The 25,924-nt window shown below is 44.4% G+C and carries 20 protein-coding genes and 2 pseudogenes; 9 read left to right on the forward strand and 13 right to left on the reverse strand.

The features are described from left to right. Positions 1–43 precede the first annotated feature (43 nt). On the reverse strand, positions 44–1,192 hold the full coding sequence (locus RIG27_RS10090) for an MFS transporter (protein WP_446344778.1): 1,149 nt from the start codon (positions 1,190–1,192) through the stop codon (positions 44–46). Between the two features lie 149 nt (positions 1,193–1,341). On the opposite strand from RIG27_RS10090, the gene RIG27_RS10095 reads away from it, so the two are divergent. The 5 genes from RIG27_RS10095 (at position 1,342) to RIG27_RS10115 (ending at position 7,414) form a co-directional block, all read left to right on the forward strand. Then, a complete protein-coding gene (locus RIG27_RS10095) occupies positions 1,342–2,421 on the forward strand; it encodes an aromatic ring-hydroxylating dioxygenase subunit alpha (protein ID WP_446344780.1) in 1,080 nt (359 codons plus the stop codon). Between the two features lie 164 nt (positions 2,422–2,585). Further along, positions 2,586–3,602 (forward strand): tRNA dihydrouridine(20/20a) synthase DusA, encoded by a 1,017-nt coding sequence (gene dusA / locus RIG27_RS10100; RefSeq protein WP_446344782.1) that lies wholly within the window; start codon positions 2,586–2,588, stop codon positions 3,600–3,602. Positions 3,603–3,625: 23 nt separating this feature from the next. Then, complete coding sequence (locus tag RIG27_RS10105) at positions 3,626–4,018, forward strand: hypothetical protein (RefSeq protein WP_446343274.1); 393 nt, start codon at positions 3,626–3,628, stop codon at positions 4,016–4,018. Between the two features lie 790 nt (positions 4,019–4,808). Then, entirely contained in the window at positions 4,809–5,063 is a 255-nt protein-coding gene (locus RIG27_RS10110; RefSeq protein WP_446344784.1) for a NifU family protein, read from the forward strand. 104 nt (positions 5,064–5,167) lie between these two features. Further along, positions 5,168–7,414: a glycoside hydrolase gene (locus RIG27_RS10115; protein WP_446344786.1), complete on the forward strand. Its 2,247-nt coding sequence runs from the start codon at positions 5,168–5,170 to the stop codon at positions 7,412–7,414. A 234-nt stretch (positions 7,415–7,648) separates the two neighbouring features. Here the strand turns inward: RIG27_RS10115 and RIG27_RS10120 are convergent, their stop codons facing one another. The 10 genes from RIG27_RS10120 to RIG27_RS10165 form a co-directional block, all read right to left on the reverse strand. After that, positions 7,649–8,395, reverse strand: a complete 747-nt coding sequence (locus tag RIG27_RS10120) for a phosphocholine cytidylyltransferase family protein (RefSeq protein ID WP_446344788.1) — start codon at positions 8,393–8,395, stop codon at positions 7,649–7,651. A gap of 74 nt (positions 8,396–8,469) precedes the next feature. After that, complete coding sequence (locus RIG27_RS10125; protein WP_446344790.1) at positions 8,470–9,120, reverse strand: class I SAM-dependent DNA methyltransferase; 651 nt, start codon at positions 9,118–9,120, stop codon at positions 8,470–8,472. 102 nt (positions 9,121–9,222) lie between these two features. Then, positions 9,223–9,930, reverse strand: coding sequence for a CDP-alcohol phosphatidyltransferase family protein (locus RIG27_RS10130; protein WP_446344792.1), 708 nt, complete (start codon positions 9,928–9,930; stop codon positions 9,223–9,225). A 5-nt stretch (positions 9,931–9,935) separates the two neighbouring features. Continuing rightward, complete coding sequence (locus RIG27_RS10135) at positions 9,936–10,907, reverse strand: iron-containing alcohol dehydrogenase (protein ID WP_446344794.1); 972 nt, start codon at positions 10,905–10,907, stop codon at positions 9,936–9,938. A 48-nt stretch (positions 10,908–10,955) separates the two neighbouring features. Then, positions 10,956–11,633 carry a hypothetical protein gene (locus tag RIG27_RS10140; RefSeq protein WP_446344796.1) on the reverse strand — a complete coding sequence of 226 codons (678 nt, stop codon included), beginning with the start codon at positions 11,631–11,633 and terminating at the stop codon, positions 10,956–10,958. Positions 11,634–11,681: 48 nt separating this feature from the next. Beyond that, positions 11,682–12,785, reverse strand: coding sequence for a 2-aminoethylphosphonate aminotransferase (locus tag RIG27_RS10145; RefSeq protein WP_446344798.1), 1,104 nt, complete (start codon positions 12,783–12,785; stop codon positions 11,682–11,684). A 51-nt stretch (positions 12,786–12,836) separates the two neighbouring features. Beyond that, a complete protein-coding gene (gene aepY, locus RIG27_RS10150) occupies positions 12,837–13,979 on the reverse strand; it encodes a phosphonopyruvate decarboxylase (RefSeq protein WP_446344800.1) in 1,143 nt (380 codons plus the stop codon). After that, positions 13,980–15,617 carry a phosphoenolpyruvate mutase gene (gene aepX, locus RIG27_RS10155; RefSeq protein ID WP_446344802.1) on the reverse strand — a complete coding sequence of 546 codons (1,638 nt, stop codon included), beginning with the start codon at positions 15,615–15,617 and terminating at the stop codon, positions 13,980–13,982. A 386-nt stretch (positions 15,618–16,003) separates the two neighbouring features. Then, positions 16,004–16,678 carry a phosphoribosylanthranilate isomerase gene (locus tag RIG27_RS10160; RefSeq protein WP_446344804.1) on the reverse strand — a complete coding sequence of 225 codons (675 nt, stop codon included), beginning with the start codon at positions 16,676–16,678 and terminating at the stop codon, positions 16,004–16,006. Positions 16,679–16,903: 225 nt separating this feature from the next. Continuing rightward, positions 16,904–18,643: a DUF3352 domain-containing protein gene (locus RIG27_RS10165; RefSeq protein ID WP_446344806.1), complete on the reverse strand. Its 1,740-nt coding sequence runs from the start codon at positions 18,641–18,643 to the stop codon at positions 16,904–16,906. Positions 18,644–18,829: 186 nt separating this feature from the next. On the opposite strand from RIG27_RS10165, the gene RIG27_RS10170 reads away from it, so the two are divergent. From RIG27_RS10170 to hrcA, 3 genes and pseudogenes are all read left to right on the forward strand, one after another. Next, positions 18,830–19,189: a rhodanese-like domain-containing protein gene (locus RIG27_RS10170; RefSeq protein WP_446344814.1), complete on the forward strand. Its 360-nt coding sequence runs from the start codon at positions 18,830–18,832 to the stop codon at positions 19,187–19,189. A 414-nt stretch (positions 19,190–19,603) separates the two neighbouring features. Next, positions 19,604–20,969 (forward strand): annotated as a pseudogene (locus RIG27_RS10175) (RNA-guided endonuclease InsQ/TnpB family protein). After that, a complete protein-coding gene (gene hrcA, locus RIG27_RS10180) occupies positions 20,947–22,035 on the forward strand; it encodes a heat-inducible transcriptional repressor HrcA (protein WP_446344808.1) in 1,089 nt (362 codons plus the stop codon). Before RIG27_RS10175 ends, hrcA begins: the two are co-directional and overlap by 23 nt. Before the next feature lie 373 nt (positions 22,036–22,408). On the opposite strand, the gene RIG27_RS10185 is transcribed toward hrcA, so the two are convergent. Both RIG27_RS10185 and RIG27_RS10190 read right to left on the reverse strand, forming a co-directional pair. Then, complete coding sequence (locus RIG27_RS10185; RefSeq protein WP_446344810.1) at positions 22,409–24,208, reverse strand: LA_3751/LA_3752 family putative glycosyltransferase; 1,800 nt, start codon at positions 24,206–24,208, stop codon at positions 22,409–22,411. A gap of 250 nt (positions 24,209–24,458) precedes the next feature. Next, complete coding sequence (locus RIG27_RS10190; RefSeq protein WP_446344815.1) at positions 24,459–25,772, reverse strand: DUF2330 domain-containing protein; 1,314 nt, start codon at positions 25,770–25,772, stop codon at positions 24,459–24,461. On the opposite strand from RIG27_RS10190, the pseudogene RIG27_RS10195 reads away from it, so the two are divergent. Then, positions 25,717–25,924: pseudogene (locus RIG27_RS10195) on the forward strand (hypothetical protein); the annotation flags it as partial. The gene RIG27_RS10190 and the pseudogene RIG27_RS10195 overlap by 56 nt on opposite strands.

A 25,924-nucleotide genomic window follows, 5' to 3' on the forward strand; every position in this document is an offset into this window, starting at 1 on the left:
CTTTCCCGAATTCTGTAATGACTAATGACTAATGACCAATAAATTATTGCTGATGAGCAAATAGTAAAACTCCTGCCAAGAGTGCCACAATAGCCGCCGCATAGAACACCCACGCTAAACCGCAGAACGCTAACACGGGTCCTAACAGGATCGGAGATATAAACTGTCCCAAAAACCCCGCGCCTGTCCCAGCGGCTAGTACACTAGATTTCAGGTCTGGGGGGGCTAGATTCGCCAGAGTGCCGTAAAGGGTGGGGAGTACCAAACCAAATCCTACGCCAAAGAAGACAGCCGTAACTAAAATCCAACCGAGTTGATGCAGTACGGGAATCGTACTTAAGGTTAACGCCATCAAACCCAACCCGATCGCAACAGTCGTAGGTCGTCCCCAGCGCTGGGCAAGCCTTTTCGCGCCAAATGCTGATATAATAGCTGCGCCTATTGCCCGTGATGCTAAAACAATTCCATTAATCACACTTGTGGCGTCAATGGTTTGTTTGAGATATTGTGGGGCATAAATAACCACTGCGTACATCGCAATGGATACCAAACTGAGTGTGCATAAGAGGCGTAGGGTGTAGGATTGTCCTAATACATGACGCAGTTTACTTCCAGTCTCTTTAACCTCTCCTTTGGTTTTTGGGGAGGATTTTTCCGGTAAGAACCGTGCGGCTAAGATTGCCAGAGGTAGTCCTATCCCATACAGACCAAATGCCCATTGCCAGTGAAATGAACCCACCCAACCCCCAAGTAGGGGGAAAGCAATGCCCATAATAGTTAGGGTACTGGTTGCGTATCCCAACGCCTGCGATCGCGCTTCGCCTTGATACATATTCCCCAAGATGCCCAAACTCGCCGCCGCAATTCCGCCACTGGCGGCACCTAATAGTCCCCGCACGACTAACAACGGCATCAGTGAGTGCATGAAGGCACCGGCTGTGCCAAATAAGGCGTAGAGAATTAATGACGGAATCAGCACCCGCAAGTGACCAATCCGATCTGCCACGATTCCTAATGGCGGACTAAATAGGGCAATGGTTAGACAATGCAGGCTGACCAAATTTCCTGCTAATGCCGGATCAAGGTTAAGTTGCTGGATCATCTCTGGCAAAATTGGCGCCACCACTCCCCCCGCCATGGTGGTGAGAGAGCCAGCGACTAGCAGCACTAACAGCCGAGGATCACGTAACATAAGTTAAAATACCTAAATATTTTGACAACTATAGCAGAGAGCCAAGGGGTAGACGAAGGACGAATGACAAATGACATAAGACGATCTAATTGACGCATAAAAAATTCCAGGCTACATATTGTCAAATAAATCGACAACAGAGGCTCCGAATGGAACTGGCAACAACGCTAACTAGCCAAAACGTTCAAAACGCGATTAGAGAAGTAGGGATTAACCCCAACTACTGGTATTCAGTGGCTTGGGCAAATCAAATCAAACCCGGTCAAATCTTGCCTGTCAAGATTTGGCAACAATCCATCGCTGTTTACCGGACTCCCACGGGTCAACTCCATGCGTTAGAAAATGCTTGTCCTCACAAAGGGGTAGAACTGCACAAAGGCATTGTCCAAGATGAGTATTTAGCCTGTCCTTATCATGGCTGGCAGTTTGATGGTGCAGGAAAGTGTGTAGGCATTCCCTACTTTCCCCCGGAACAGAAACTACCCTGTGCTCAAATCCGTACTTACCCGATTCAGGAAAAATACAAGCTGATCTGGATCTTTCCTGGAGATCCTACCCTAGCCACAACCAGCCAACCGCCAGATATGCCAGAATTTGACCATCCTGACTGGTTTATGGTTCCCGTGAGTGCCAGGATGAAGTCTCATTTTTCTATCTGTAATGAAAATACCATGGATGTTTTTCATGGATTTTTGCACCAAAACCTGCAAGGATGGTTTGATCCAGTTCTCAAATGTTTGCAGGAAACTGAAAATACAGTCTGTGCAGAGTATGATGTCTCTTATAAAGGGCGCATGGCGAAATGGTTAGGATTAAGCGATCGCGCGGATCAAGTGACTCGGCGCACGATATCGGTACAGTATCGCTATCCCCATTATTACAGTTCCCTTGAAGGCGTCTCCAACCTCTACCTGATGCGCCTTCCCATCGGACTAACGGAAAGTCGTTCCTTTGCCCTATTCTTTTTCAAGGTTCCCCTACCTCAATGGTTCCGCCAGCTATTCGACCCCCTCTTGTCTACCATACTGGAACGGTTTGTATTTATGCGATTTCTCAATCAAGATATTGAAATGATGGAAAGTGAGCAGCAAACCTATCTGGCAAATCCCCAGCGTCGCTATGTGGAAGTCAATCCCGCGATTATTGCTATACAGCGGTTGATCCGGCGGCAATTTCAACTACTGGAAAGCTATGAAGCAGGTACTGACTCAGCAGACAGAGGAACTTGATCCATCCACGGAAAAGTAATTGGGTGAAGTCGAATAAGCGTTAAAAGATTTGACGATTGGGATTCACTCAAGTGGCTTGTCTGCTAGATGTTTGGGAAGTTTCTGAGTTGTTAGTCTGGATCTGATACAAACCGCGATCGCATCCAGACAAATTCTACAATCCAATGGTCAGTTCCAATACCGTCGTTCTACCTCAACCTCACGCTATCCAGGGAACTTATCCCTTAAGTATTGCGCCGATGATGGATCGCACTGATCGTCATTTTCGGTATTTTATGCGCCAGATTAGCCGCTGCACTCTCCTCTATACCGAGATGGTGACCAGTGCAGCAATTATACATGGCGATCGCGATCGCCTGTTGGGTTTTTCTGCCGAAGAGAAACCCTTAGTGCTGCAAGTGGGGGGAGATAATCCCCTAGAACTCGCCGAATGCGCCCGAATTGCTGAAGGGATGGGGTATGACCAGATTAATCTTAATGTAGGATGTCCGAGCGATCGCGTGCAAAATGGGAACTTCGGTGCTTGTCTGATGGCGCAACCGGAACGGGTGGCGCGGGGAGTGGAAGCGATGATAAAGGCGGTTACAATACCGATTACCGTCAAGCATCGGATTGGGATAGATGAGTGCGATCGCTATGAGGATATGGCAAACTTTGTCCGTATTGTCTCAGAAGCCGGATGTCAACACTTTAGTGTCCATGCGCGGAAGGCGTGGTTACAGGGATTAAGTCCCAAGGAAAATCGCACGGTTCCCCCTTTACGGTATAGTGATGTGCATCGCCTCAAGCAAGAATTTCCCCAGTTATTTATTGAGATTAACGGCGGATTTACCAGTTTAGAACAGGTAGAGGAACAATTAAAATTTGTCGATGCGGTCATGATTGGACGCGCCGCTTACGATAATCCCTATCTGTTTGCTGAATCTGATTGTCATATATTTGGGGAGGAAGGTATAGCACCTACTCGCCATCAGGTTGCGGAAGGGATGTTAGATTATATTGATAATTGGGTGGCAAAAGGACTGAAGCTAAATAAAATAACCCGTCATATCCTGCAATTATTTTCCGGACAACCTGGGAGTCGCGCTTGGAAGCGACATTTAACGGAAAAGTCTTGTATTTTGGGTGCAGGTTCTGAGGTTGTGCGGGAAGCGTTAGCGAAAGTACCAGATGTCACTTAGATGAAATATAGTCCTATTGTTCCATGACTAATACTTCTCAGACTCCAGAACAAATATTAAATTCCTGGTGTCAATTGTGCCAAATTGATTCATTGAATAAAATATATGAAGAAAAATTCAAACATAACACAACTAAAGGCATTGATCGAATAAATGGCTCACAATTTGAAAAACAAGCTCAGTCTCAGATTCAGGTCATTCATGATAAGTGTTTAAGCGGAACTTATAAATTTTCGCCTTACTTAGAATATCGCTTGTCTAAGGAACGCCGACAGGAAGTGTTAGATTTTGCTGTTTTTTGTGTCAGAGGTAGTTACAGGATAGATTGTAGGGGCGACCCGCCGCACACAATTAATATCGCCCAACCCTTAATTTTATCGGGTCGCCCTGCATCAGGTAAACTGTTCGGCATTTAAACCTTAATGTCAATAATGACGAAATCCTTGTCGTAGTGCGAGCATCTTGCTCGCTACTGAGCATCTTGCTCGCTACTAAGCATCTTGCTCGCTACTAAGCATCTTGCTCGCTACTAAGCATCTTGCTCACTACTAAGCATCTTGCTCACTACTAAGCATCTTGCTCGCTACTAAGCATCTTGCTCGCTACTAAGCATCTTGCTCGCTACTAAGCATCTTGCTCGCTACTAAGCATCTTGCTCGCTACTAAGCATCTTGCTCACTACTAAGCATCTTGCTCGCTACTAAGCATCTTGCTCGCTACTAAGCATCTTGCTCGCTACTAAGCATCTTGCTCGCTACTAAGCATCTTGCTCGCTACTGAGCATCTTGCTCGCTACTAAGCATCTTGCTCGCTACTAAGCATCTTGCTCACTACTAAGCATCTTGCTCGCTACTAATACCCAATTTAAATGCATGACGGCTTATCAGTAATTATCGGACACCGCGTACCGTTAGAAAAGGGCGAGTCGAGATAGATTAATTCTCATACCACCTACGATATGCAGCGACTCGCCCCTACAACCCCGATAATCCTGACAATCCCGATAAGTCCGACAAATTATTGGTTCATACACCAAATTTTATTCAAGTCCAAGGTATAGCGGGTTAGAACTTTCTTGACGGCTGAAACGAGAAGGTACCAGTAAGGACTCTTCTGCCTTCTGCCTTGTGCTATAGGATGACAACCATTCAAAATGCTCAAAGAACGCTAGGATTGACTTAGTTGTGCTGTCAAACTCGGTGAATTATGGCTCAAACACTATCTCCCCCCTTAGCATTAACCTCGGAAAACGTCGAAGCCGTTCTCGATGAATTGCGTCCTTACCTGATGGCGGATGGCGGTAATGTTGATTTAGAGGAAATCGATGGTCCGATTGTGAAACTAAAGCTACAAGGTGCTTGTGGGTCTTGTCCCAGTTCTGCCATGACCCTGAAAATGGGGATTGAGCGCCGCTTACGGGAATTTATCCCGGAAATCGTCGAAGTTGAACAAGTCCTGTAATTATTCTGCGTTTTTAGTTTGGCGTTAGGGGTTAAGAGCTATAAAGTGAGAGAAATCCTCTGTTCACACCTAAACTCTAGCCCCTTAACGTTGAACTGTTAACGATGAGTCATCCCTTATACGTCGCCTTTATCTGGCATCAGCATCAACCTCTCTATAAAAGTCGCAACAGCGTGTCCGGCTCAAATGGACGGTATCGCCTCCCGTGGGCGCGGCTGCATGGGACGAAAGATTATCTGGATTTAGTGCTATTGTTAGAGCGCTATCCTAAGTTACACCAAACGGTCAACTTGGTGCCATCGCTGATTTTGCAGTTGGAAGATTACATGGCGGGGACAGCCTTTGACCCCTATCTGGAGTTGACCCTGACGCCAACCGATCAACTTAAGCTGGATCAACGACAGTTTATCGTTGAGCATTTTTTTGATGCCAATCACCGCACCTTGATAGACCCTCATCCTCGATATGCTGAGTTATACGAGATGCGGCAAGAAAAGGGGAAAACTTGGTGTGCAGATCATTGGACGCATCAGGATTTCAGCGATTTACTGGCATGGCATAACTTGGCGTGGATTGACCCAATATTCTGGGATGACCCAGAAATTGCCGCTTGGTTGGAAAAAGGACGAAACTTTACATTAAGCGATCGCCAACGCATTTATTCTAAACAACGAGATATCCTCAAGCGGATTATCCCTCAACATCGCCATATGCAAGAGGCGGGTCAGCTAGAAGTGACAACAACGCCCTATACTCACCCGATTTTACCCTTACTGGCAAATACTGATTCCGGGCGGGTGGCGATTCCGGATATGACATTACCGCAACAGCGTTTCCAGTGGGAAGAAGATATTCCCCGTCATCTGCAAAAAGCATGGCAGATGTATGAAGAACGATTTGGACGGACACCACGCGGCTTGTGGCCCTCAGAACAGTCGGTGAGTCCGAAAATTTTACCCTATATTGCTGAGGCGGGATTTAAGTGGATTTGTTCCGATGAAGCAGTATTGGGGTGGACAGTACAGCACTTTTTCCATCGGGATGAAACTGGAACCCTGATGGAACCCACCTTACTGTATCGCCCCTATCGCTTAGAGACACCCCAGGGAAATTTAGCCATTGTCTTTCGCGATCACCGCTTATCTGATTTAATTGGCTTTACTTACGGGTCAATGGAACCCAAGCAGGCGTCAACGGATTTTGTCAGTCACTTAGAAGCGATTTCCCGTTCCATCCAACGCCGACAGCCAGAGGGAGGGACGGGATTAGATCAACCCTGGCTAGTAACCATTGCCTTAGATGGAGAGAATTGCTGGGAATTTTACCAAAAAGACGGGATTCCTTTCCTCACCTCACTGTATGAAAAACTCTCGGCGCATCCTCAGATAAAATTGGTCACGGTGTCGGAATTTCTGGATCAGTTTCCCCCTACCGCCACACTTCCAGCAGACCGACTTCATAGTGGATCATGGGTGGATGGTAGCTTTACCACTTGGATTGGTGATCCCGTTAAAAATCGGGCATGGGATTTACTCACCCAAGCGCGGCAAACCTTAGCCAATCATCCCGAAGCCACACCGGAAAATAATCCGGAAGTCTGGGAAGCCTTGTATGCAGCGGAAGGATCAGATTGGTTCTGGTGGTTTGGTGAGGGTCATTCATCCAACCAAGATGCTATTTTTGACCAGTTATTCCGGGAACATTTGAGTGGGATTTATGAGGCATTAAATGAACCAATTCCGGCTAGTCTTACCCAACCCCTAGACACCTACGAATCGAAAGGTGATCACCGACCCCTGAGTTTTATTCATCCGGTGATTGATGGCTTGGGCGATGAGCAAGATTGGGATAAAGCGGGTCGAATTGATGTCGGTGGCGCACGGGGAACGATGCACCGGAGTAGTGCGATTCAACGGTTATGGTATGGGTTGGATCACCTGAATTTTTACCTGCGATTGGATTTTCAAGCCGGGATTAAAATTGGTCAGGATATTCCTCCGGAATTGCATTTATTATGGTTTTATCCGAATCGAACGGTTAACAATAGTCCAGCCCCTTTAGCTGAGGTTCCTGATACTGCGCCGGTCAACTATTTGTTTCACCATCACTTAGGAATTAATTTGTTAACTGGTTCGACTTGGTTAGAAGAAGCCGCAGACTATTATCACTGGCATCCCCGCACCAGTCGCGCCCAAGTTGCGCTGAAGCAATGTTTAGAAGTGGCTGTACCCTGGGCAGATTTGCAGGTGGAACCGGATTATCTGCTACAGTTGGTGATGGTTTCTGCGGATAATGGGATGTTCCATAGTTATATTCCAGAGGATAAATTGGTGGGGTTACAGGTGCCGTAAAGGGGTTGATTGTTGATTGTTCATTGTTCATGGTTTTTTCGCTATGAATGATGAACAATTTCACCAATTGATTACGAAAGGAGAATTGGAAGGGTGACGGATTTTCGCAAGTTGAAAGAATGGAACAAAGCCCACGAGTTAACCGTTGACGTTTATTGGCTACACAACTGGGAAAAGCGTGCAAGATGTGAGTTGAAAACAACTATCCAAATGGGGTAACAAGTGTGATTGAACTTACTGAAAATCTTTCTGAATAATTGCTGGATATATTTGAGTTTTCGCTCTGACAAGATGACTTTGATCATCAATTTCTGCCCAAAGTAGATCGCTAATGACAGTATAGTAAACTGGATAGGACTTTGCTGCTGCTATCAGCGCATCAGTTTCATAGTCCATCATCAAGTCCACTTTAAATCTTAAGCTGGCTAACCCTAACATCCTTTCAAACAAGGGATAAGATATTTTAGAAATACCGACCAATTCACCAGCAATTCTTTGCCCAATTTCCGCCTTGCTTTTAGACATTGTGACAATGGTATCACCTGAAGTTCCGACATAGACTTCGTCGCCAGCGTTCGTTGTGCCAGATAGTAAAACGACATTATCCTTAGGGAAATTGGAGACTGTCGATAAGGCACGCCGTTCGTAAATTATATCTGATTCCAACAGCAGAAAATCATCCTCAATCAACTCACGGGCACAATAAAGGGAATACATACTGCCTGAGTCAGCATAGTATGGATTATGAACGATTGTGAGCATCTGATGATTGTAACGTTGCTGCAAACGCTGATAAAATTCCGATAAATGACCAGTTACAATGATGATCTGCTGAATACCACAGTCTGTCAGTCGCTCTATCGATTCTTCAATAATAGGTCTATCTCCCAACTGAAGGAATCCTTTAGGGGCTGCTTGCCCTATTTCCTTCAGTCTAGTACCCATGCCAGCAGCAAGAATAACGGCGGTTCTTACTTTCATTCCTGTTTATAAATTAATATATAGCGTTTCATAATAGTTGTGAACCCCACCCCTGGGAGGGGTAAGATTTTCACCTACAGATTGGAAATGCTATAGACACAATAAAGAACCTTGATCTTATCCGCATAATCATGATTATGGGGAAGATAGGGTTGTGGTGGCGAAAGATAGGCTTGTTTTAAAATGCCTTCTGACTCCATCTTTTGCAAGGTAACGTCGAATTTTTTTTGATAGTGGATATCCTCTCGGTTTGTAAACACCAGATATCCTCCCGGTTTTACTACTCGGCAAAACTCATACAAAACATTTGACGTTTCCATATTAGTAAGCACAGCGGTGCAAATGATGCCATCAAATTCATTATCTTGAAATGGCAATTCTTGCTGTATATCAGCTTTATATAGAGCAGTATAAATATCTTTATCCCTAGCGATGTCTAAAGATTTACCAGAAATGTCCACTCCAATTATGGTTTGATAACCTTGTTCTCGAAGAGCTTGTCCAGCCAGTCCAGTTCCACATCCGAGATCCAAAATTTTGCCATCGGTAGCAACAAATTTTGCCATCCGTTCAGCAGCAACCTGATGACAAGCATACTGCCAATTCAATATTTTATCCTCATAGACTGGAGCTAACGTATCATATTCCTTCTCAACCTCGCTGCTCTCACTGCTTCCTCCCTTTGACCACTTAGCCAAGAATTTGGCTTGTTGATTATTTTGCATTTTTCTTGTTTTCCAACTCTAATTAATTTTAGTTCAATTTAAACTATAGCATATTCGTAACTTTTTTTAGATAGCATTGAATGTCACAACTATTGATCGTGATTAGTTTGACTCAAATGATTTCATTATATACTCTCGGGCATCCCATAAATATTTAATACCAGAAACCCAGATCAATGATTGAGTTATAAGTATGAATAACACAGTCAGATCAGAAAGAATCTCACTGGCAGGTCTTAATGTAGTCAAGGTAACTACTACAATAGTCGCGAAACACAATATTATAGAATTCCAACGATTTTCTAAAGGATCAGAATATCCAAAAACTCGACCTTCTATTAGTATGTGTAACCCAATAAGAATAAACAACCATTGACTGGAAAGCCCATAAATTTTATAGCAATAAAGTCCTACCAAAGGATAACCAATATATACAGCTTTTAATTTAGCAATAACATTGGCTTCAATCACAATATTATTTAAATTTAATATCTGTCTGGCAAATGTTGCTAAAAAGTCTCTTGTGAGAGCTAGAAAGACAAACCATAGAGGGATAATTTCCATTTCAATGCTAATGACATACAAGGCGAGGAAACCTATATAGTCTACAATCGGATCGAAATACTTACCGAAATCTGTTTTTAAGTCCTTTGTTCTAGCTAACCATCCATCAACAGCATCCAAGAGGAATGCTATATAGAATAAAATACCAATATACAGATAGTATTGAGGGGGAACAAGATACCATGAAACAAAAGCTATAAAAATTAAGCTTAATCTAAATAATGTAATGTGATTCGGTTTAATCACGATATCTATAACTCCTTTATGATTTCTTTGATAATCATTTTCCAGTCAACAGTTGTGGAATCGACAAGATTCCACAAACCAAATCTTTCAGGTCGTACTGAAGATAGTTTTTTCATTCTTTTATAAGTATTTGATATTATCAAAGTATCAAATCCTTGTTTCAATTCTAAGTTTATTTCTAATTTTTGACAATAATATAATATTCGCTCATATAAATCAGGAAAATTATAAATACATCTTATTTTCATGGCAACTAAAGCACCCATTAAAACTAATTGACCGTGTGACATTTGACTATCTGCATATAACTTCTCAAATTCGTGTTCAGAACGGCTACACCAACTACTATCATTTTTCATTAATAAAGAAAATGAATAAAGCTGTTTGATTAATTCAATTAATGAGTTTTCATTGCGTTTTGTATATTTGTTTATAAACTCTTCAATTTTATAAAAAGGTGTTTGATCAAATTCCTTGACTTTCTTGTCAATTTTCAAGTCTTCCCATACATTCAATTTTGATAATAATTCACCCAAGCCGCTAACCCAAAACCTATGTGGCATGTACTTGTTTAATAATGGCAAACAAGCATAAACAGCTTTAGGTGGTTTTGATTTATAACTCTGATTATATGACTTTTCATCTGGCTTTAAGGAACTAAAACTAGATGAAAACCCATCATTTGAAATAGAAGATAACAATACGATTAAAGAAACTTGATCTCGTTGGGCACAAATTTTTGTAAAATCGATGAGCTTCCCCCCTCCAAAAACTAAAAAGCGTTGACCGCTGGCAGGAAACATAAATTTGTCAATATTTGAATACGTTAAAGGGAATTTGGGTACAGTAACCGGAAGCTTGCTTTGTCTGACGTGGTTATAAATAGGAGAAAAGTAGTTCATTAAATAGACATTTGATCCGATAACAATCCCGTCAATTTTTTCATTTTCTATGATTGTCTTTATGCATTCATACATTGGATTTCTTGATATTTGCAATCTACAATTCATCAGTTTTATTAGCGTTTAACTCCCCTGATATGTTTCAAATTCATTATTTCCTTTACCATAACCCCAAGAGGCGAAATAACACGTAACTTTTGAAGATTCACACAAATTCTCTATTTTATCATCAACTAGAACCGCCTTATTATAGTCTGGATGGTTATCTAAAAACCTTTCAATAAAATCTACTTTCCCACCATATTTGACAGAATGACTATAATCAAATACTTTTATATCGGGGATTTTAATATTGAAATGTTTTTTTAAGATTAAAACATCATCCATATTCTTACGAGTTATAATAAAATAATCTTTGGTGTTTTGGGGATTTGTCAGTCTTTTTCCATAATCGGTAAGACCATGTAACTCACACCACCAGTCTAAATGATTGTTTTGATAAAACTTTCTAATTTTTTTGAAGTCTTTACTATAAGTATCAACTTCTTTTTGATTGGCGTTTTGCCTAATTGTTGTAAAGTCTTTTATGGTTTGATTTTCTAAGGCTTTGAACAAACAATATTCATCTGCATAGGAATAAAGAAGATGGCAATTATCTTTATATAATTCTTTATGTTGATTATCAGGAATAGCTTGGTCGATACCATGATAGGCAAGTACGCCAATGTGATACCATTCTTCAAGAGAATCTACGATTACCCCATCAAAATCTAAAAAAATAGCTTCCTTTTTAACCTGCATAAATACATCTTATAAAATCAGTGAATACCTTCTGGCACTTCCAAAAAATTACTGGTATGTTATCCTGCTTGGCTTAAACAAAGCATGACAACAAGCCAGTAAACGCTCTAGATCACTCGGTTGGATATCACCCATGTTGGCTATCCGGAAAATCTGGTTTTTGAATCCCCCCTGCCCCGCATAAATCACAAAACCGGATGCTTTCAGCGTGTCATGGATTTGGTCATAGCTGTAGCCTGGGGGCAATTTAAAAGAAGTCAGAACACAGCTATAATCTTGGACATCCAAGAGTGGTTGAATCCCCAGTTTTTGCAAAGCTTGCAGAATCTTAAGAGCACGCTGCTGGTAATGATTATGTCTAGCGGTTATCCCCCCCATTTCTTCCATCTCTTTGAGGGCTTCCTGGAGCGCATAGGCGACTTGTACAGCTTGAGTAAAGGGAGAATAACCCTTTACCTGCTCTTGATGATAGCGATAGAGGTCTAAGTATACGGTTCCAGCGGCAGAGGGGCGAGTCTCAAAAATCGATCGCTTGACCAATACGAATGATATACCCGGTACACCATGCAAGCATTTATTAGCAGTTGCGGCACAGGCTGCTAAATTCCAAGGGGCAAACTCGATCGCCTCAGCCCCAAAACTGGAGACAGTATCAAGCAGTAGCGCTACATTGTAACGCTGACAGATTTGTCCTAACTGAGCCACATCATTGAGTCGTCCAGTGGTGGTTTCGTGATGAACGGCAATCACATGGGTAATGGCTGAATCCATCTTCAGACAAGTTTCAACTGCCTTTAGGTTCATTGGCTCGTGCCAGGGAGCCGTAACCATCTCCAGGGACTTACCATGGGCTTTAATCATCGCTGCCATGCGTTCACCATAGACCCCATTTGTTACCACCAGAGCTTTGCCATCATGAGGCACAAGGGTTGATAGCATTGCCTCTACGGCACAAGTGCCCGAACCGGTAAGTAAAATAGCGTCATAGTCCTCAGCTGCTGCGGGATACACCTTGGCTAGGCGTGCTTTGATATCCAGGGTAAGTTCAGCAAACTCAGGTTCACGATGGCACAAGTCTGGCTGGAGCAAGGCGCGACGCACGCGATCGCTGAGGGTAACGGGACCAGGGTTGAGTAAGATCGTCCGGTTCATTTTGTCTTAGAGCTTAGGGTTTGGCTAGATTCAGATCGAATCAAGGTGTGATTATCGGGCTTGTATAAATTGCCGTAGACGTTGAGCCACCTCTAGGGGGGTGATTTTGGGGCGAGGTAATTTGTCAGGAATACCAGGCTTGATTTTGACGTGAATGAACATTAATTGCTCGGATGGGTGTTGAGTCAAAGCTTTCACCTGTTCAGGGGTTGTGGCTACAGCAACCTGTTCGTAACCACAGGCTTTTGCGATCGCGCCAAAATTGATCGAGGCAGACACTGTAGACTGTCCCCCTGTCGATTCATGCCTCTGATTATCCAGAAGAATATGCAGCAAGTTGGGCGGACGTTCATAACCAATGGTGGCGAAAGCTCCCAAGCGCATCAACGCAGCACCATCGCCATCGATCGCAATCACCCGACGGTGAGGTTGAGCCAGAGCGACGCCCAAGCCTAGACTGGATACACACCCCATAGAACCTACCATATATAGTTGGTTGCTTCGGTCTTCAATCGCATACAATTCCCGACCGGTATAACCCGTCGTCGCCAACAGAATGTCATCGGGATCGGTTCCTGCTTGGATAGCTTGAAGGATGTCACAACGAGTGAAAGCAGGAGCCTGTTGCAGAGGCAGATTAGTCGGGGAGATTGGCTGGGGCTTCATCGCCAGTTGAGAGCTTAAGGGGCAAGATTCCACGGACCCTTTTTGCATCACCAGGGCATAGGGCGTCTGATGCTGCTGCATATGGGCAACAGCCCGATCCAAAGTTGGCTCCACTTGGTCTATTTCCGTGGGAAAAAGTTCCCATGGCACCTGGATTAGATCAAGTAATTGAGGAGTAATCGCTCCCATCAGCTGGTGTTGGGGTTCGTCCGGTGCACCACCAGGTTGTCCTCGCCAGGTGACAATCACCAGGATGGGAATCTTAAACGTGTGAGTCAGAGAGGTGAGGGGATTAACCGCATTGCCAAACCCCGAATTCTGAAACATGACCACACCCTTGACTCCAGCCAACTCAGCCCCAGCCGCGATCGCGACAGCATCCCCTTCATTGGCAGCCCCTACATAGCGGAGATGCTCCGAGTCAATCACGGTGTTAATAAAAGATTTGAGGTAGGAGCAGGGCACGCCAGTGTATAACCCAAAACCCTTTTTCTGGGCGGCTTGGATAAAGTATTCGGATTTGATCATCTAGAAATTTCCCGCCTTGAACAGATCTTCGACTTGATCGATGTCGAGCCAATGTCCTTTAATGTAAAGCACATGTACTGGATAGCCACGGGCGATCAACTCATTAATCAGAGTCGGCATTCGACCCTGTTGCCGCACGTTCTCTGACTGGAGCAGAGTATTAAGGGTATCCTTTAGTCCTGGCTGCCCCTGTGGGGAAACTTTCAGCAATCCAGTCCATAGACCACAGATTTCCTGATCACCGAGGTTATGAGTGATTTGGTGTAGATAAATATTCTGATAAAATGCCTGAGTCGAGTCGGGGAGAGAACAGGCAACGTAATCGGGTCGGATTTGCTGGGTTTGGCGGTGCTGACTCGAATCTATAATCACCACAAAGTCATGCTCAGCCGCTAACAGCATTTGCAGAATGTACGTCTTGAACAGAACATCACCGTAACTAATGCTCCAATCTTGTCCGTCTTGGGGCAACTCCTGCAAGCCTCGACTCAGGGAAACGAGTTCACCGGTGGTGTCATAGTCGTCGTTATCTACATAATCGAGGCTAGGTAAGTTGACAACTTCCTTTTTGTAGCCACGGACAACAGTGATGTCTTGAATACCGACACTGTAATGCTCATCGACAATCCTTGATAAGAGGGGTTCCCCTTGTAGATCGACCATGCACTTGGGTTTATCTTTAGTGAACTCACCCAATTCAATCCCCCGGGAGGCGGCTAGTAGAATCGTGCGGCTCCCACAATCACCGTTCTGGGGTAAATAGCGCTGCTCCGCTTCCTGGTGTTCGGCAACGCCTTGAAGCCGAAAAATCTCGGAAACAGGGACGATCTCGTCTTCGACATTCAGCAGGTTCTGCTCTAGCATTAACGTCTGAGCTACCTTTTGGGTCATGGTAACAGAAGCTCGAATGAGCTGATTTGCCCAAATAGCGATGGAGAACCCCGCATCTCGAAAGACCTCAGTCGGTGTTGCGTAATACTTAGTGGGGACAATCACCACAGGTGCGCGATCGCCCCATTCCCGTTTAAAAGCCAACACTTGATCAGGCACATGCAAGGCACTATGGATTAAAATGCCATCCGCTCCCGCATCGTAATAGGCGATCGCTCGTCTTAATGCTTCCGAGAGTCCCCAACCGGCAATAAAGGCTTCTACCCGAGCAATTAAGACAAATTCATCATCACTTTGGGCATCTTTAGCTGCCTTTATTTTGCCGCAGAACTCGTCCATGTCAGCCAGGGGCTGAGCTGTGCCTTTTATAAAGCTATTGGTTTTGGGGAAGAGTTTGTCCTCAATACAGACACCCGCCACACCACGCTGCTCTAATTTTTTGACCAAGCGTTGCACATTGTTAAAATTTCCGTAGCCCGTATCCCCATCCAGCAGAATTGGGATAGAAGTGGCATCGGACATGAACTCAACCACTTCCAAGACTTGAGTCCAACTGGCTTCGTTGTTATCACGCACACCCAACTGGGCAGAAATGCTCAGACCACTACCCCAAATGCCCTTAAAGTCTGCCTCTTGAGCAATCTTAGCGCTGATTCCATCATGGGCTTCGATCAGAAACTCTAACTGCTTAGAATTCAGCAAGGCTCTAAGTTGTGTTGTTTTTCTAGGTTGTGCTGTTATGGTCATCTATACTCCTCAAAATTGCACAGCCCTGCGTCTATCGCTCTATTCTCTGGGAAAAAAATATCAATGTAGATAGCCAGAGGAGAGGACAAGGGGAATCTGTGACAGGGTGACGTTCCTGAAGCAGGGGGAGAGAAAGTTATTTCTTTGAATTTAACTTTGTATAGATAGTAACATGTACTTGGTAGCATTTATAACAGATCAGGCTTTTTAACATAATTTAATAGGGTTGAGTTTATTTCCACCAACCTACTTATTCAGGACTTACGCAGACACACCACTGATGGGGGGAAAGGTGGGTTACGCTGGGCTAACACACCCTACACATAGAGGCTTTGCGTAAGTCCTATTATTTGGTAAAATGATGATATCCCAATGTTTCAACATAACTAAGTGCTGAAACTTTTGTACACTTGATTGAAGAACTCAGAGAGTTTACCCTCATCTAATTTGCCATTCGTGCGAACCCCACTACAGACATCCACACCAAAGGGTTGAACTGCTTGAATCGCATCCTTGACATTCTCTGGAGTGAGTCCGCCAGCTAAGAAAACAGGCACGTTAACTAATTCCCGAATGCGTCGGCTAATCGTCCAATCATGCACTCGCCCGGTTCTGCCCAGTTCTTTCTCTGGTAACAGGGGATTCCCCGAATCGAGTATCAATGCGGAAACAGAGGGGGCAACAGCTAACGCTTGGTCGATCGCGGCTTCGCTGGTGATATGAATCGCTTGGACAATGGCAATTCCAGGTAACGCCTGACGTAAATCATCATGGCTTCCCCACTGTAGGCGATCGCAAATCTGAATCGTGTTGACGCCTAGGCGTCGTTGTTGAGCAATAATCGCTAAGGTATCAAATTTACTGGTGAGCAGAAATGATGAGACACCCGGAGGGACTTTAGCGCTGACTTGGGCAATCAAGCCTTCAGACACCATACCCGGTCCACTGGGCATCTCGGATACTAAGCCTATGGCAGCAGCGCCATAATGAATGGCTAGATTGGCTTCGTCCATGCTACCAATACAGCAAATTTTAACTCTGGGTCGGATTGTTGGTTCCATCAACTTCCTAAGAAAAACGTTCTGATACAAAGGTTTGAGGAGAGGGCGAACCGACCCAATTGAGTAGAGGGCGACCCGACCTTCTGTAGGGGCGGGTTTTACCGATACCATGTAAGCAAAAACTGGTAACTTATGTAAACCCGCCCTGTTTCTGGTGTTGTTAATTAGGCTCAGCGGGTCGCCCCTACCTTGTCGATGATAACTCTATTCCGAGACCAATTCCTTTTAGCCAGAGGAACGATCAACCCATTGGAAAAATAACTGACTCTGTTGAACATCCTGATTCACACCATAACTGGTGATGGTTAGCGATCGCAGGTGGTCAAATAAGGGTTGACCAATGAGTTCCACCACCCGCAAAATGGGAAGCTGACGCTCAATTAAGGGTTGGCTCTCTAACCAGTTGAGATAGAGATACCCATCATTTCGACCCGGTAAAGCCGCGATCGCGTTCTGGAAGTCTGGGTTCTGAACCAGTGAATCCTTCACCCCATTCAGCGCCGCGTCCATCGCCTCAATGGATGTGGCAAACACTTCATAGTCTCCCACAGTGGTGTGAACGCCCCGAACTTGGGCTTGTAAACTTAACAACCCATCTTGGCGATTCTTCAGGGTTTGAGCCGTAACCAACTTCGTCCACGCCGTCGTCGTGCGATCGCCAAACGGGAGTTCTCCCACATTTAATCCCTGCTGTTTGGCGACGAGATCCAAATGCTCAATCGCGTCAATTGCCTGATCATTATTAGCCGTTTGCGTCACAAAAATCCAGTCGGGATTCGGTTGATCCGATCGCTGAAATAGGGATAGGGCATAGTCCCCCTGCACCCAACTGAAAATCTCTTCTGGTAATTGAATTCCCCACCGAGACTCTAACTGGGCAATTCCTTGGTCGAGTAAGCTACTGAGATTCTCATCAGTTTCTAGTCGGGTGGACAGTTGTTCCCAAAATTGGTTTAAATTCACCCCAGCAATTGCCAACGCACTTTGGGTGGGAATGTACTGAAGGGCATCAACAGGCTGAGATAAGACTGGGGTAATCGGTTCTGGACTCGATTTTGACCGAGGAATCGCCGTTTGTGCCAATAGCCCCTGACGAGTTAAGGATAAGGCAATTGCCAAGCTTTTAGACGCCTCAAATGACTCGCGATTAGGAATCGGTTGATTGGAAATCCAAGCGGCTAGGGCGGGTAAATTCACCACACTTAAGCCAATACGCGGTTCCGTCAGACTTTGTAGCAGGTGTTGATAATCAAGATTTTCTGCCAAACTCAAATCGGGAACTTGTACTGTATTAATCGCATTCCGCAAGACTTTAGGGTGATTGGCATAGAGGACAAAGCGATCGCCCACGATCGCGCTGGTTAAGATATTAGAGTTGGGGCGAGAGTCTCGATCATCTGACTTCTTTTTCCCGGAAACAGGAGAGGGTTGATAAATTAGATTAACCCCCTTATAGGATTCAACGACTAAATCGGCTGGGTTGGTAATCGCGAGTCGAGAATACACCTTCTCCTGGGCGGCTTCAGGATCGTTGGTCGTAAAAACGAGTAAATACCCAGGTTGTGCCGCATTTTCAGGATTCCGGTCAACATCTAATGACGTTACCGCCAGCGTCAATTCATCATCAATCCAGGGTTGAATGTCCTGTTGATAGTCCAGCCCCAAATTCGCCAGCAGGCTATTTTCCAGTTGCTTAAATTCCGCGATCGCACCTCGTCGCTTTTGGGGTGGAACCACCACTTGCCGCAATGCTGCCAAACGGTCTGGATTCACAAGCAACGATATCATGGCGGGGGCTTGTTTCGGCACAAAAATCGCCGCCGTGGGAGTCTTGACCTCCTGTTCCTGCAAGAGAGTTAGGGGACTGTGGGCGCTCACCCAGAACCAACCACCACCAGCGAGTAACAGCAACATTACCACACCGGCTGCCAGGGCATAAAAAAACGAGCGTAGTTTCATTGTCATTTGTCATTTGTCATTTGTCATTTGTTATTTGTCATTCGTCATTCGTCATTTGTCATTTGTCATTTGTCATTTGTCCTTGGCTCCCCCAGCTTCCCCAGCTCCCTCTGCTCCCCCAGCTTCCCCACACCCTTTGCCAATCTTAAGGATATCGGTATTCTGGTATATATTATTTTCCTTGCACCAGTTATGTCAGCTCAATCCTTTAATCAACCCATTCCCAAAATCAGTGTTGAGGAACTCGCGCAGCGGATCAGCCAATCCCCGGAAGGGCTCCAGCTTATCGACGTGCGAGAACCCCAGGAAGTCGCGATCGCGCGTATTCAGGGGTTTGATGTTCTACCCTTGAGCGAATTTGCCCAATGGTCCGACCAAATCCACAGTCGCTTTGAAGCCGATGCTGAAACCTTGGTAATGTGTCACCATGGTATCCGTTCTGCTCAAATGTGCCAGTGGTTAGCGGATCAGGGGTTTACCAATGTCAAAAATGTCGTCGGTGGAATTGATGCATACTCCGCAACGGTCGATCCTACCATCCCTCGCTACTAGCGGTAGATCATGGCAAGCTACAGAATCCTAGTTTCTTCTGTTATCTTTGGATCAATGCTCATCCAACCAGGAAAGTCTCTCACTTAAAAGGTCTGTTTAGCGGCGTTGGCGATTTAACCTATTTTTAGGGATATCTAGGAGAAACATTTCTCCATAAATTCGCCATAACCCTCATGATTTTAAAGGATTCTGGTGAAAATCTGATTAAGTTCGGCTTTTTTTCAACGTATCGCGGGAGTCCCTACCCTCAACGAAGTAGGGTAGGGAGGGATAGCGGATTGCCGGAGGAACGGAGGCAATCAACCCTTCGACTTCGCTCAGGGTTAATCTTGAGGTGTTTCCTGGGATTTGATATAAGCCTTAACTTAACCCCACCTGAATGTGCTAGATTAATCTTAACAGGAGGAAACAGCAATGCGAACAAGACGTGTAACTTTTCGGCTATACCCCAATAGAAAGCAAGAGCAGATATTGCGGTATCACCGTAAGTTGCACCAGGATTTGTACAACGCTGCTGTTTGTAATCGGTTCACTCAGTACCAAAAGTTTAACCATCGGGTTGACTACTTCGAGCAACAAAACTCTTTACCTGCCTTCAAGGAAGTTTGGGTAGAGTACAAAGAGTGTAATTGTATGACCTTGCAGGCTACGTTAAAGCGTGTTGATTACGCATTTAATCGGTGGTTTAAAGGGTTAGCCAAGCGACCTAAGTATAAGTCAATCAGGCATTACTCTGGCTGGACGTATCCCAGTAAAACAGGTTGGAAGGTACACACAACGGGTGATAACGGTTATCTAGATTTAGCCAAAATTGGTTCTATCCAGATGCGCGGTAAAGCCAGAAGTTGGGGAACTCCAACAACTTGTACCCTTGTTTACCGTAATGGGAAATGGTATGCCAACATAACCGTTAACCTAACCGAATTGCAGGCAGCGACAAGGCAAACAGATTTTGGCTCAGTCGGCATTGACTTGGGTTGCAAGTCAGCATTAGCAATTACTGATGGGAAAAACCATTCTTTTGTTGAAGCCCCTAAGTTTTTGCGAAAAGCTGAGGCAAAAATCAAGCATCTTTCTAAAGGGAAGCGTCGTAAAACAGCGCCCAATAGAAAGAAAAAACAGAAAGGCTCTAGGCGGTGGAAAAAAAACCAGGCAAAAATTAGCAAAGTAACTCGCAAAGTAGCTAATCAGCGCCAAAACTGGGTACACCAAGTAGCAACAGACATTGTGCGCTGTAATAGCTTCGTTGCTACGGAAAAGCTAGAAGTCTCTAAAATGACCCGCCAAGCCAAAAAAGGCAAGCGCAAAAAACAAAAAGCCGGACTAAACAAATCCATTTTGGATGTGGGGATGGGGATGTTAAGGTCAGCGATTGAATACAAAGTAAAAGACGCTGGCGGGGTTTTTATTGAGGTTCCTACTCGCCAAGTGAAACCATCCCAAACCTGTCCTAACTGTGGAAATCAGCAGAAAAAGACCTTAGACGAAAGAGTTCACCATTGTCATAAATGTGGATTTACGATGGATAGAGATTTAGCGGCGGCTTTAGTTATGCTTTTGTGGGCATTAGGAATTCTACCGGGGCTTGGAACGAGCCTCGTAGACGAGTCAAGTCTCTAGCTCTACTTCAGAAACTCGTCAGCGCAAGCAAACGGGAAGCATGAAGCAACTAGGACAAGCGAAGCGTCAGAAACACAAACCTATTGGTCTGGTTGTAGAAACAAGGGACCTCAACGAAGTAGGTCTGGGTAGTTCATATGTCTGTACACGTCAGTCTTAATAGTCGGCAACAACATATTCTCTGGGCAACCATCCGTCATTACATTGCGACGGCAGAACCTGTGGGTTCCAAAGTTTTAGCCCACGAGTATGATCTGAGTGTTAGTCCTGCTACAATTCGCTCTTGTATGAGCGTTCTAGAAAAATCTGGCTTACTCTATCAACCTCATACTTCTGCAGGACGGGTTCCCTCGGATTCAGGATATCGGATTTATGTGGATCGGCTGATTAAACCCTCCAATACGTTGGGACGTCAAGCGGAAACATTACTATCGGATCATTTGAAGGGAGACGATTTCAATTTTGAGGCTTTGTTACGGGATGCGGGGCAAATTCTCTCAACCTTGAGTGGGTATATTACCCTGATTACTTTACCTCAAACTCAAACAACACGATTGCGCCATTTGCAATTGGTGTCTGTCGCACCAGGGCGGGTGATGTTGATTGTGGTGACTGATGCCTATCAAACCCAATCCATTGTCATGGAATTACCCTTGGTATCAGAAGATGATCCACCGGATGAAGCGGCTGTTGAGCAAGAGTTACAGATATTATCTAATTTTTTAAGTAGTAAGCTCCGGGGACGTTCTCTGGGTGAATTGGTTAATTTGGATTGGAGTGAACTTGACCGCGAATTTACCCAGTATGCTGATTTTTTGAAGAAGGTATTGGCAGAATTAACTCGTCCGATGAAAACATCGGTAGCCACGCCGATTTTAGTTCGGGGGATTGCCGAGTTATTGCGTCAGCCAGAATTTGCTGAGTTGCAACAAGTTCAAATGTTGCTGCATCTGTTGGAAGAAGAACAGGAACAACTTTGGCCCCTAATCTTTGAACTTCCTGATAGTTTGAATTCTAAGCGTCGGGCAAAAGTACGAATTGGCACAGAAAATCCCTTGGAACCGATGCAAACCTGTACGTTAGTGAGTGCCACCTACGAACAGGATAATCTACCCGTAGGCAGTGTGGGAATTTTGGGTCCGACTCGGATGCTTTATGAAAACGCGATCGCGCTTGTGGAAGCCACGGCTGATTATCTGACGGAGGCGTTGAGTCAGGTGGCTTAGTCTTATGTCTTATGTCATTCGTCATTTGTCTTATGTCATACTCGCTTCGCGAGAAGCAAGCTACGTCATTCGTCAAATTTAGGTTGGGATCAGGGCGGGTTTCGTTGTTTATTTTGAGGCGGGTTAACTCATTTAATCCCTAAACCCGCCCCTACCTCTTTGGGATGCGATCGCGCCTAAAAATCGGCTAGGTTTTATTGCCCAGTTTAAGGTTAGTTAATATAGAAATCTGATATCGGCACAATAAATCCAATGTAGGGGCGGGTTTAGGGGCAAAATTAATGGATAAACCAATAACCTTTCTACAAAACCCGCCCTTCCCACCATAGTTGTGAAACCCGCACCTACACAATTCACCCCCATAAAAAAGGAATTACTCCGATTCCTTCAGAATTAATGCCTCATAAATAGGATACTTACCAAACTCTCCTACTTCAGATAACTTAATCCTAAATTGCTGACTATCGTGACTAAATTTCCTCGCGGCTGACGCCTCTTCCGGCGGCTGACACTGACGAAACGGATAGCAAACATACGTAAATTTCTGCTGCCCTTCCTCCACCAACGTTTTACCTAATTGCACTAAATCCTGACTCGTTTCCGCCTTAAAAAATATCTTGTCCCCCGCCAAACCCGGTTCTATCGCCTGGGCGACAAATTGATGAGAAACAGCAATCACAGGATTCGGCTGTTTCTGTAAAACTTGAATCGCCGGTAATATACCATCGTGATTTTTCTGTAAAAACTTGACCCCAGCATAACTATTTTTATGAATACTCACCAGCAAAAGGGCAGCAAAGCCAACAATACCGATATACTTTAACCCCCCTGACGAGACATTCAGCATAAACTCTAACTGCTTCGTCGCCAACAAACAAATAATCGGCACGAGGAGCAATAAAAACCTGGCTCCCCATTGTTTACCCCCAGCAATTAAACCTGCTGTTCCCTCCGGCACCATTAAAGAGACGAGGATGATAAAGAGTAATCCACCGCCATAAATCAGGAGCATTTCCAAATTCAACCTTACATCATACCTTTTCAGCCACGCCAGAAACAACAATCCCGCTAAAACCAAAATCCATAAAACTTTGTAAATCCTCCCCTGAGTTACGGAAAGTCCAACCAAAGCCGTTATCCCAAAACTTAATCCTAAGAGAACCATCTTTGGCATCGTTAACCGCATTTGGGAGTTTCTACCCAACCCAATCAACAGGTAAGCAACGGCAAAAAAAGTAATCGGTAAAAATTCAAACAAAGCCAAGCTTAATCCCTGAAAATTCTTCCATCCCCCTAACAGTCGCTCAGATAAACCTGTTTCCTCCACCACTTGAATCCCATGGATTCCCAAAGGATGGTTATAAATAACTTTATTCGAGAGAAAAAACAAGCCAACCGTGGCAATTAGACTAATAGCAAAAATTTCTTGGTGTTCCGTCACATAATAGAGTTTACTCAGATTAAATTGATCAATCTTAAACTGTTGCCGTGCCCAATTCCACAACGACACAGCATACACCAAAACGATAATTAAACTCACTAACGCTAAAAATTCAGGTCTAAACCAAACTGAACCGCCTATGAGAATGCCGCTAACGATAACCCGCCTAATCGATAGCGGTTGATTTTGTCGAGGAAAGAAGAACAACGCTAACCCTAACCATGCCAATGCCAAGGCGAGAGTATGCTCCCAATACATCGCACTGTAGAGGGTTAACGGTGAAGCAAATATTAAAACAATTAAAGCCACTGATGCAATCGTCTGGGATAATTCTAACCGTTTACATACCCAGTAACAGGTGAACCATATTACCCAGGTTGACACCAGAGGAATAATGTATAATCCGCGATAGCCAAACAAAGCCTGGAAGGGAGCCGTTACCAGGGGAAAGGTATAGGGAAACGTAATAAAATAGCGATAATTAATATAATAAACAAACGGCTCTTCAAAGGGATACAAGCCATTCTGCCAAAGTTGACGTACCCAAGGTAAGGAAGGAGACACCAAATCAAATCTAAATTGACCTTGACTCAACTGTTTCGCCAATAACGCCTTCAATCCCGCATCGCCACTAAAGAAAACCCCCTCAGGTATTAGCCATTGTAGGTACAAGGAAAATAAAATACCAACACCGATAATAATGAGAGGTAACTTATAGTCTTTTATCGTCATTTTTGATATACCGTAGGGTGGGTTGAGCGAAGTCGAAACCCACCAACCTTAATTCAGTACCATTCGATTTAAAATACAATGCAACTATTTAGGCACTGATTATCTATATTATCCTAGATTAGAACCCTAGAGATAGGGAGCATGTCAGGTTTACACGCAATACCCCAGTTACCCGGATAAGTTGGGTTTCCTCTCTCAACCCAACCTACTGGCGTTGACATGCATCCTATAGATAACCATCACGCCCTCGTCAATTCCAAATCCTGCGCCACCAGCGACTCGGTTTCATCTCAGGAATATCCATTTTCCGACGAATATCGCCAATTTGCCATCCCGTCAGCTTAGCTAACGTCTGCGCCTCCTGCTCAAATCTTTGATTTAACGTGCGTTTATACTCATCAGCGGCGGGACAATTCATTTCCCCGGTGTAAGGATGTCGCAGTACATATCGACCTTGAAAATTTTGCCGACTCCCTGTTTCTTGGAACATTAAATCTTCAGGAAATGTATCACGACTGTAGCGAACGTGTAAACGGCTAATAAACACATTATTGGCTGCATTAGTATCCAACCAAAACACACCCGCTTGTTCTAATTCATCTCTGCTTAAGGGATCAGCCGCACAAGGATCGCACCATCCCATATTCCAAGCATATTCTAAAAATGCCACTTTTTTCTGTTCTTGATCATACGCCGTCTCAAACATGGCTTTATAGAATTGACCAAACTCATCCTTAACAAATAGAGGAAGTCCCACATTAGACGGGATTTGAACCGTGCGATAATTCGTAACTTCGGCTTGACCATTGCGGGATAAAATATAAACAATTAAATCTTGCTCAGTTGTGGCATTAATCATTCCCAAGCGAATCGGTAACATAAAGCGCGGTGATTCATACGCCATCTGTAAAGGGCGAAGTAATTGAGAACCCCCTGATTCAAATTCTTTCAGATTAACCTTCGCCACGAAAAACTTCATATTTTGGCGAATATAAGGTTGCAGTAGCCGACTAGCACCACGCGGGATGCGATAATCATTACGCCTCAGCCAGGTTTCTAACCCATCGGATTCTTTAGCACTGAGAATTAAAATATCGTATTCACCAACCGAAAAACGAGATTCGACGGTGACACCTAAAGCACTGTCTCCCCGATTCTCCCCAAACTCGTCTGCTAGTTCGACTACTCCGCGTGCAGCTCCACTATATCTTGGCATAGGAATACAGGGATCGGGATCAAAATATTCTACCAATCGCGGCGCACTAAACCCATCCAGTCGTTCGATAATCTTCGGATTTCCTACCTGTACCTGTTCTTGTTTTAGCACCACGGGAACAGGCACAACTAAGGCAAAATCATTAACATCTCCTTGGTAATCATTTGCCATCGTCAAAATCGTGCGATCGCCATCCCGCGCGATAATCACTTGAGAGGCTTGGTTGTAAAGCTGTGTATCTGCTTTTGCCACATAAAATCCACAAAAGGCTAAGGCTTTTGGCGCAAATATCATGATGGCAAAAACCGCCAAAAATAACGCAATTAATACCTGTAATAGCTTTTTCATCATCTCCTCACATTTTCGTCATTGGTCATTGGTCATTGGTCATTGGTCATTGGTCATTGGTCATTGGTCATTGGTCATTGGTCATTGGTCATTGGTCATTGGTCATTGGTCATTGGTCATTGGTCATTGGTCATTGGTCATTGGTCATTGGT

This window comes from Coleofasciculus sp. F4-SAH-05 (assembly GCF_040222985.1).
Classification (GTDB): Bacteria; Cyanobacteriota; Cyanobacteriia; order Cyanobacteriales; family Coleofasciculaceae; genus Coleofasciculus; species Coleofasciculus chthonoplastes.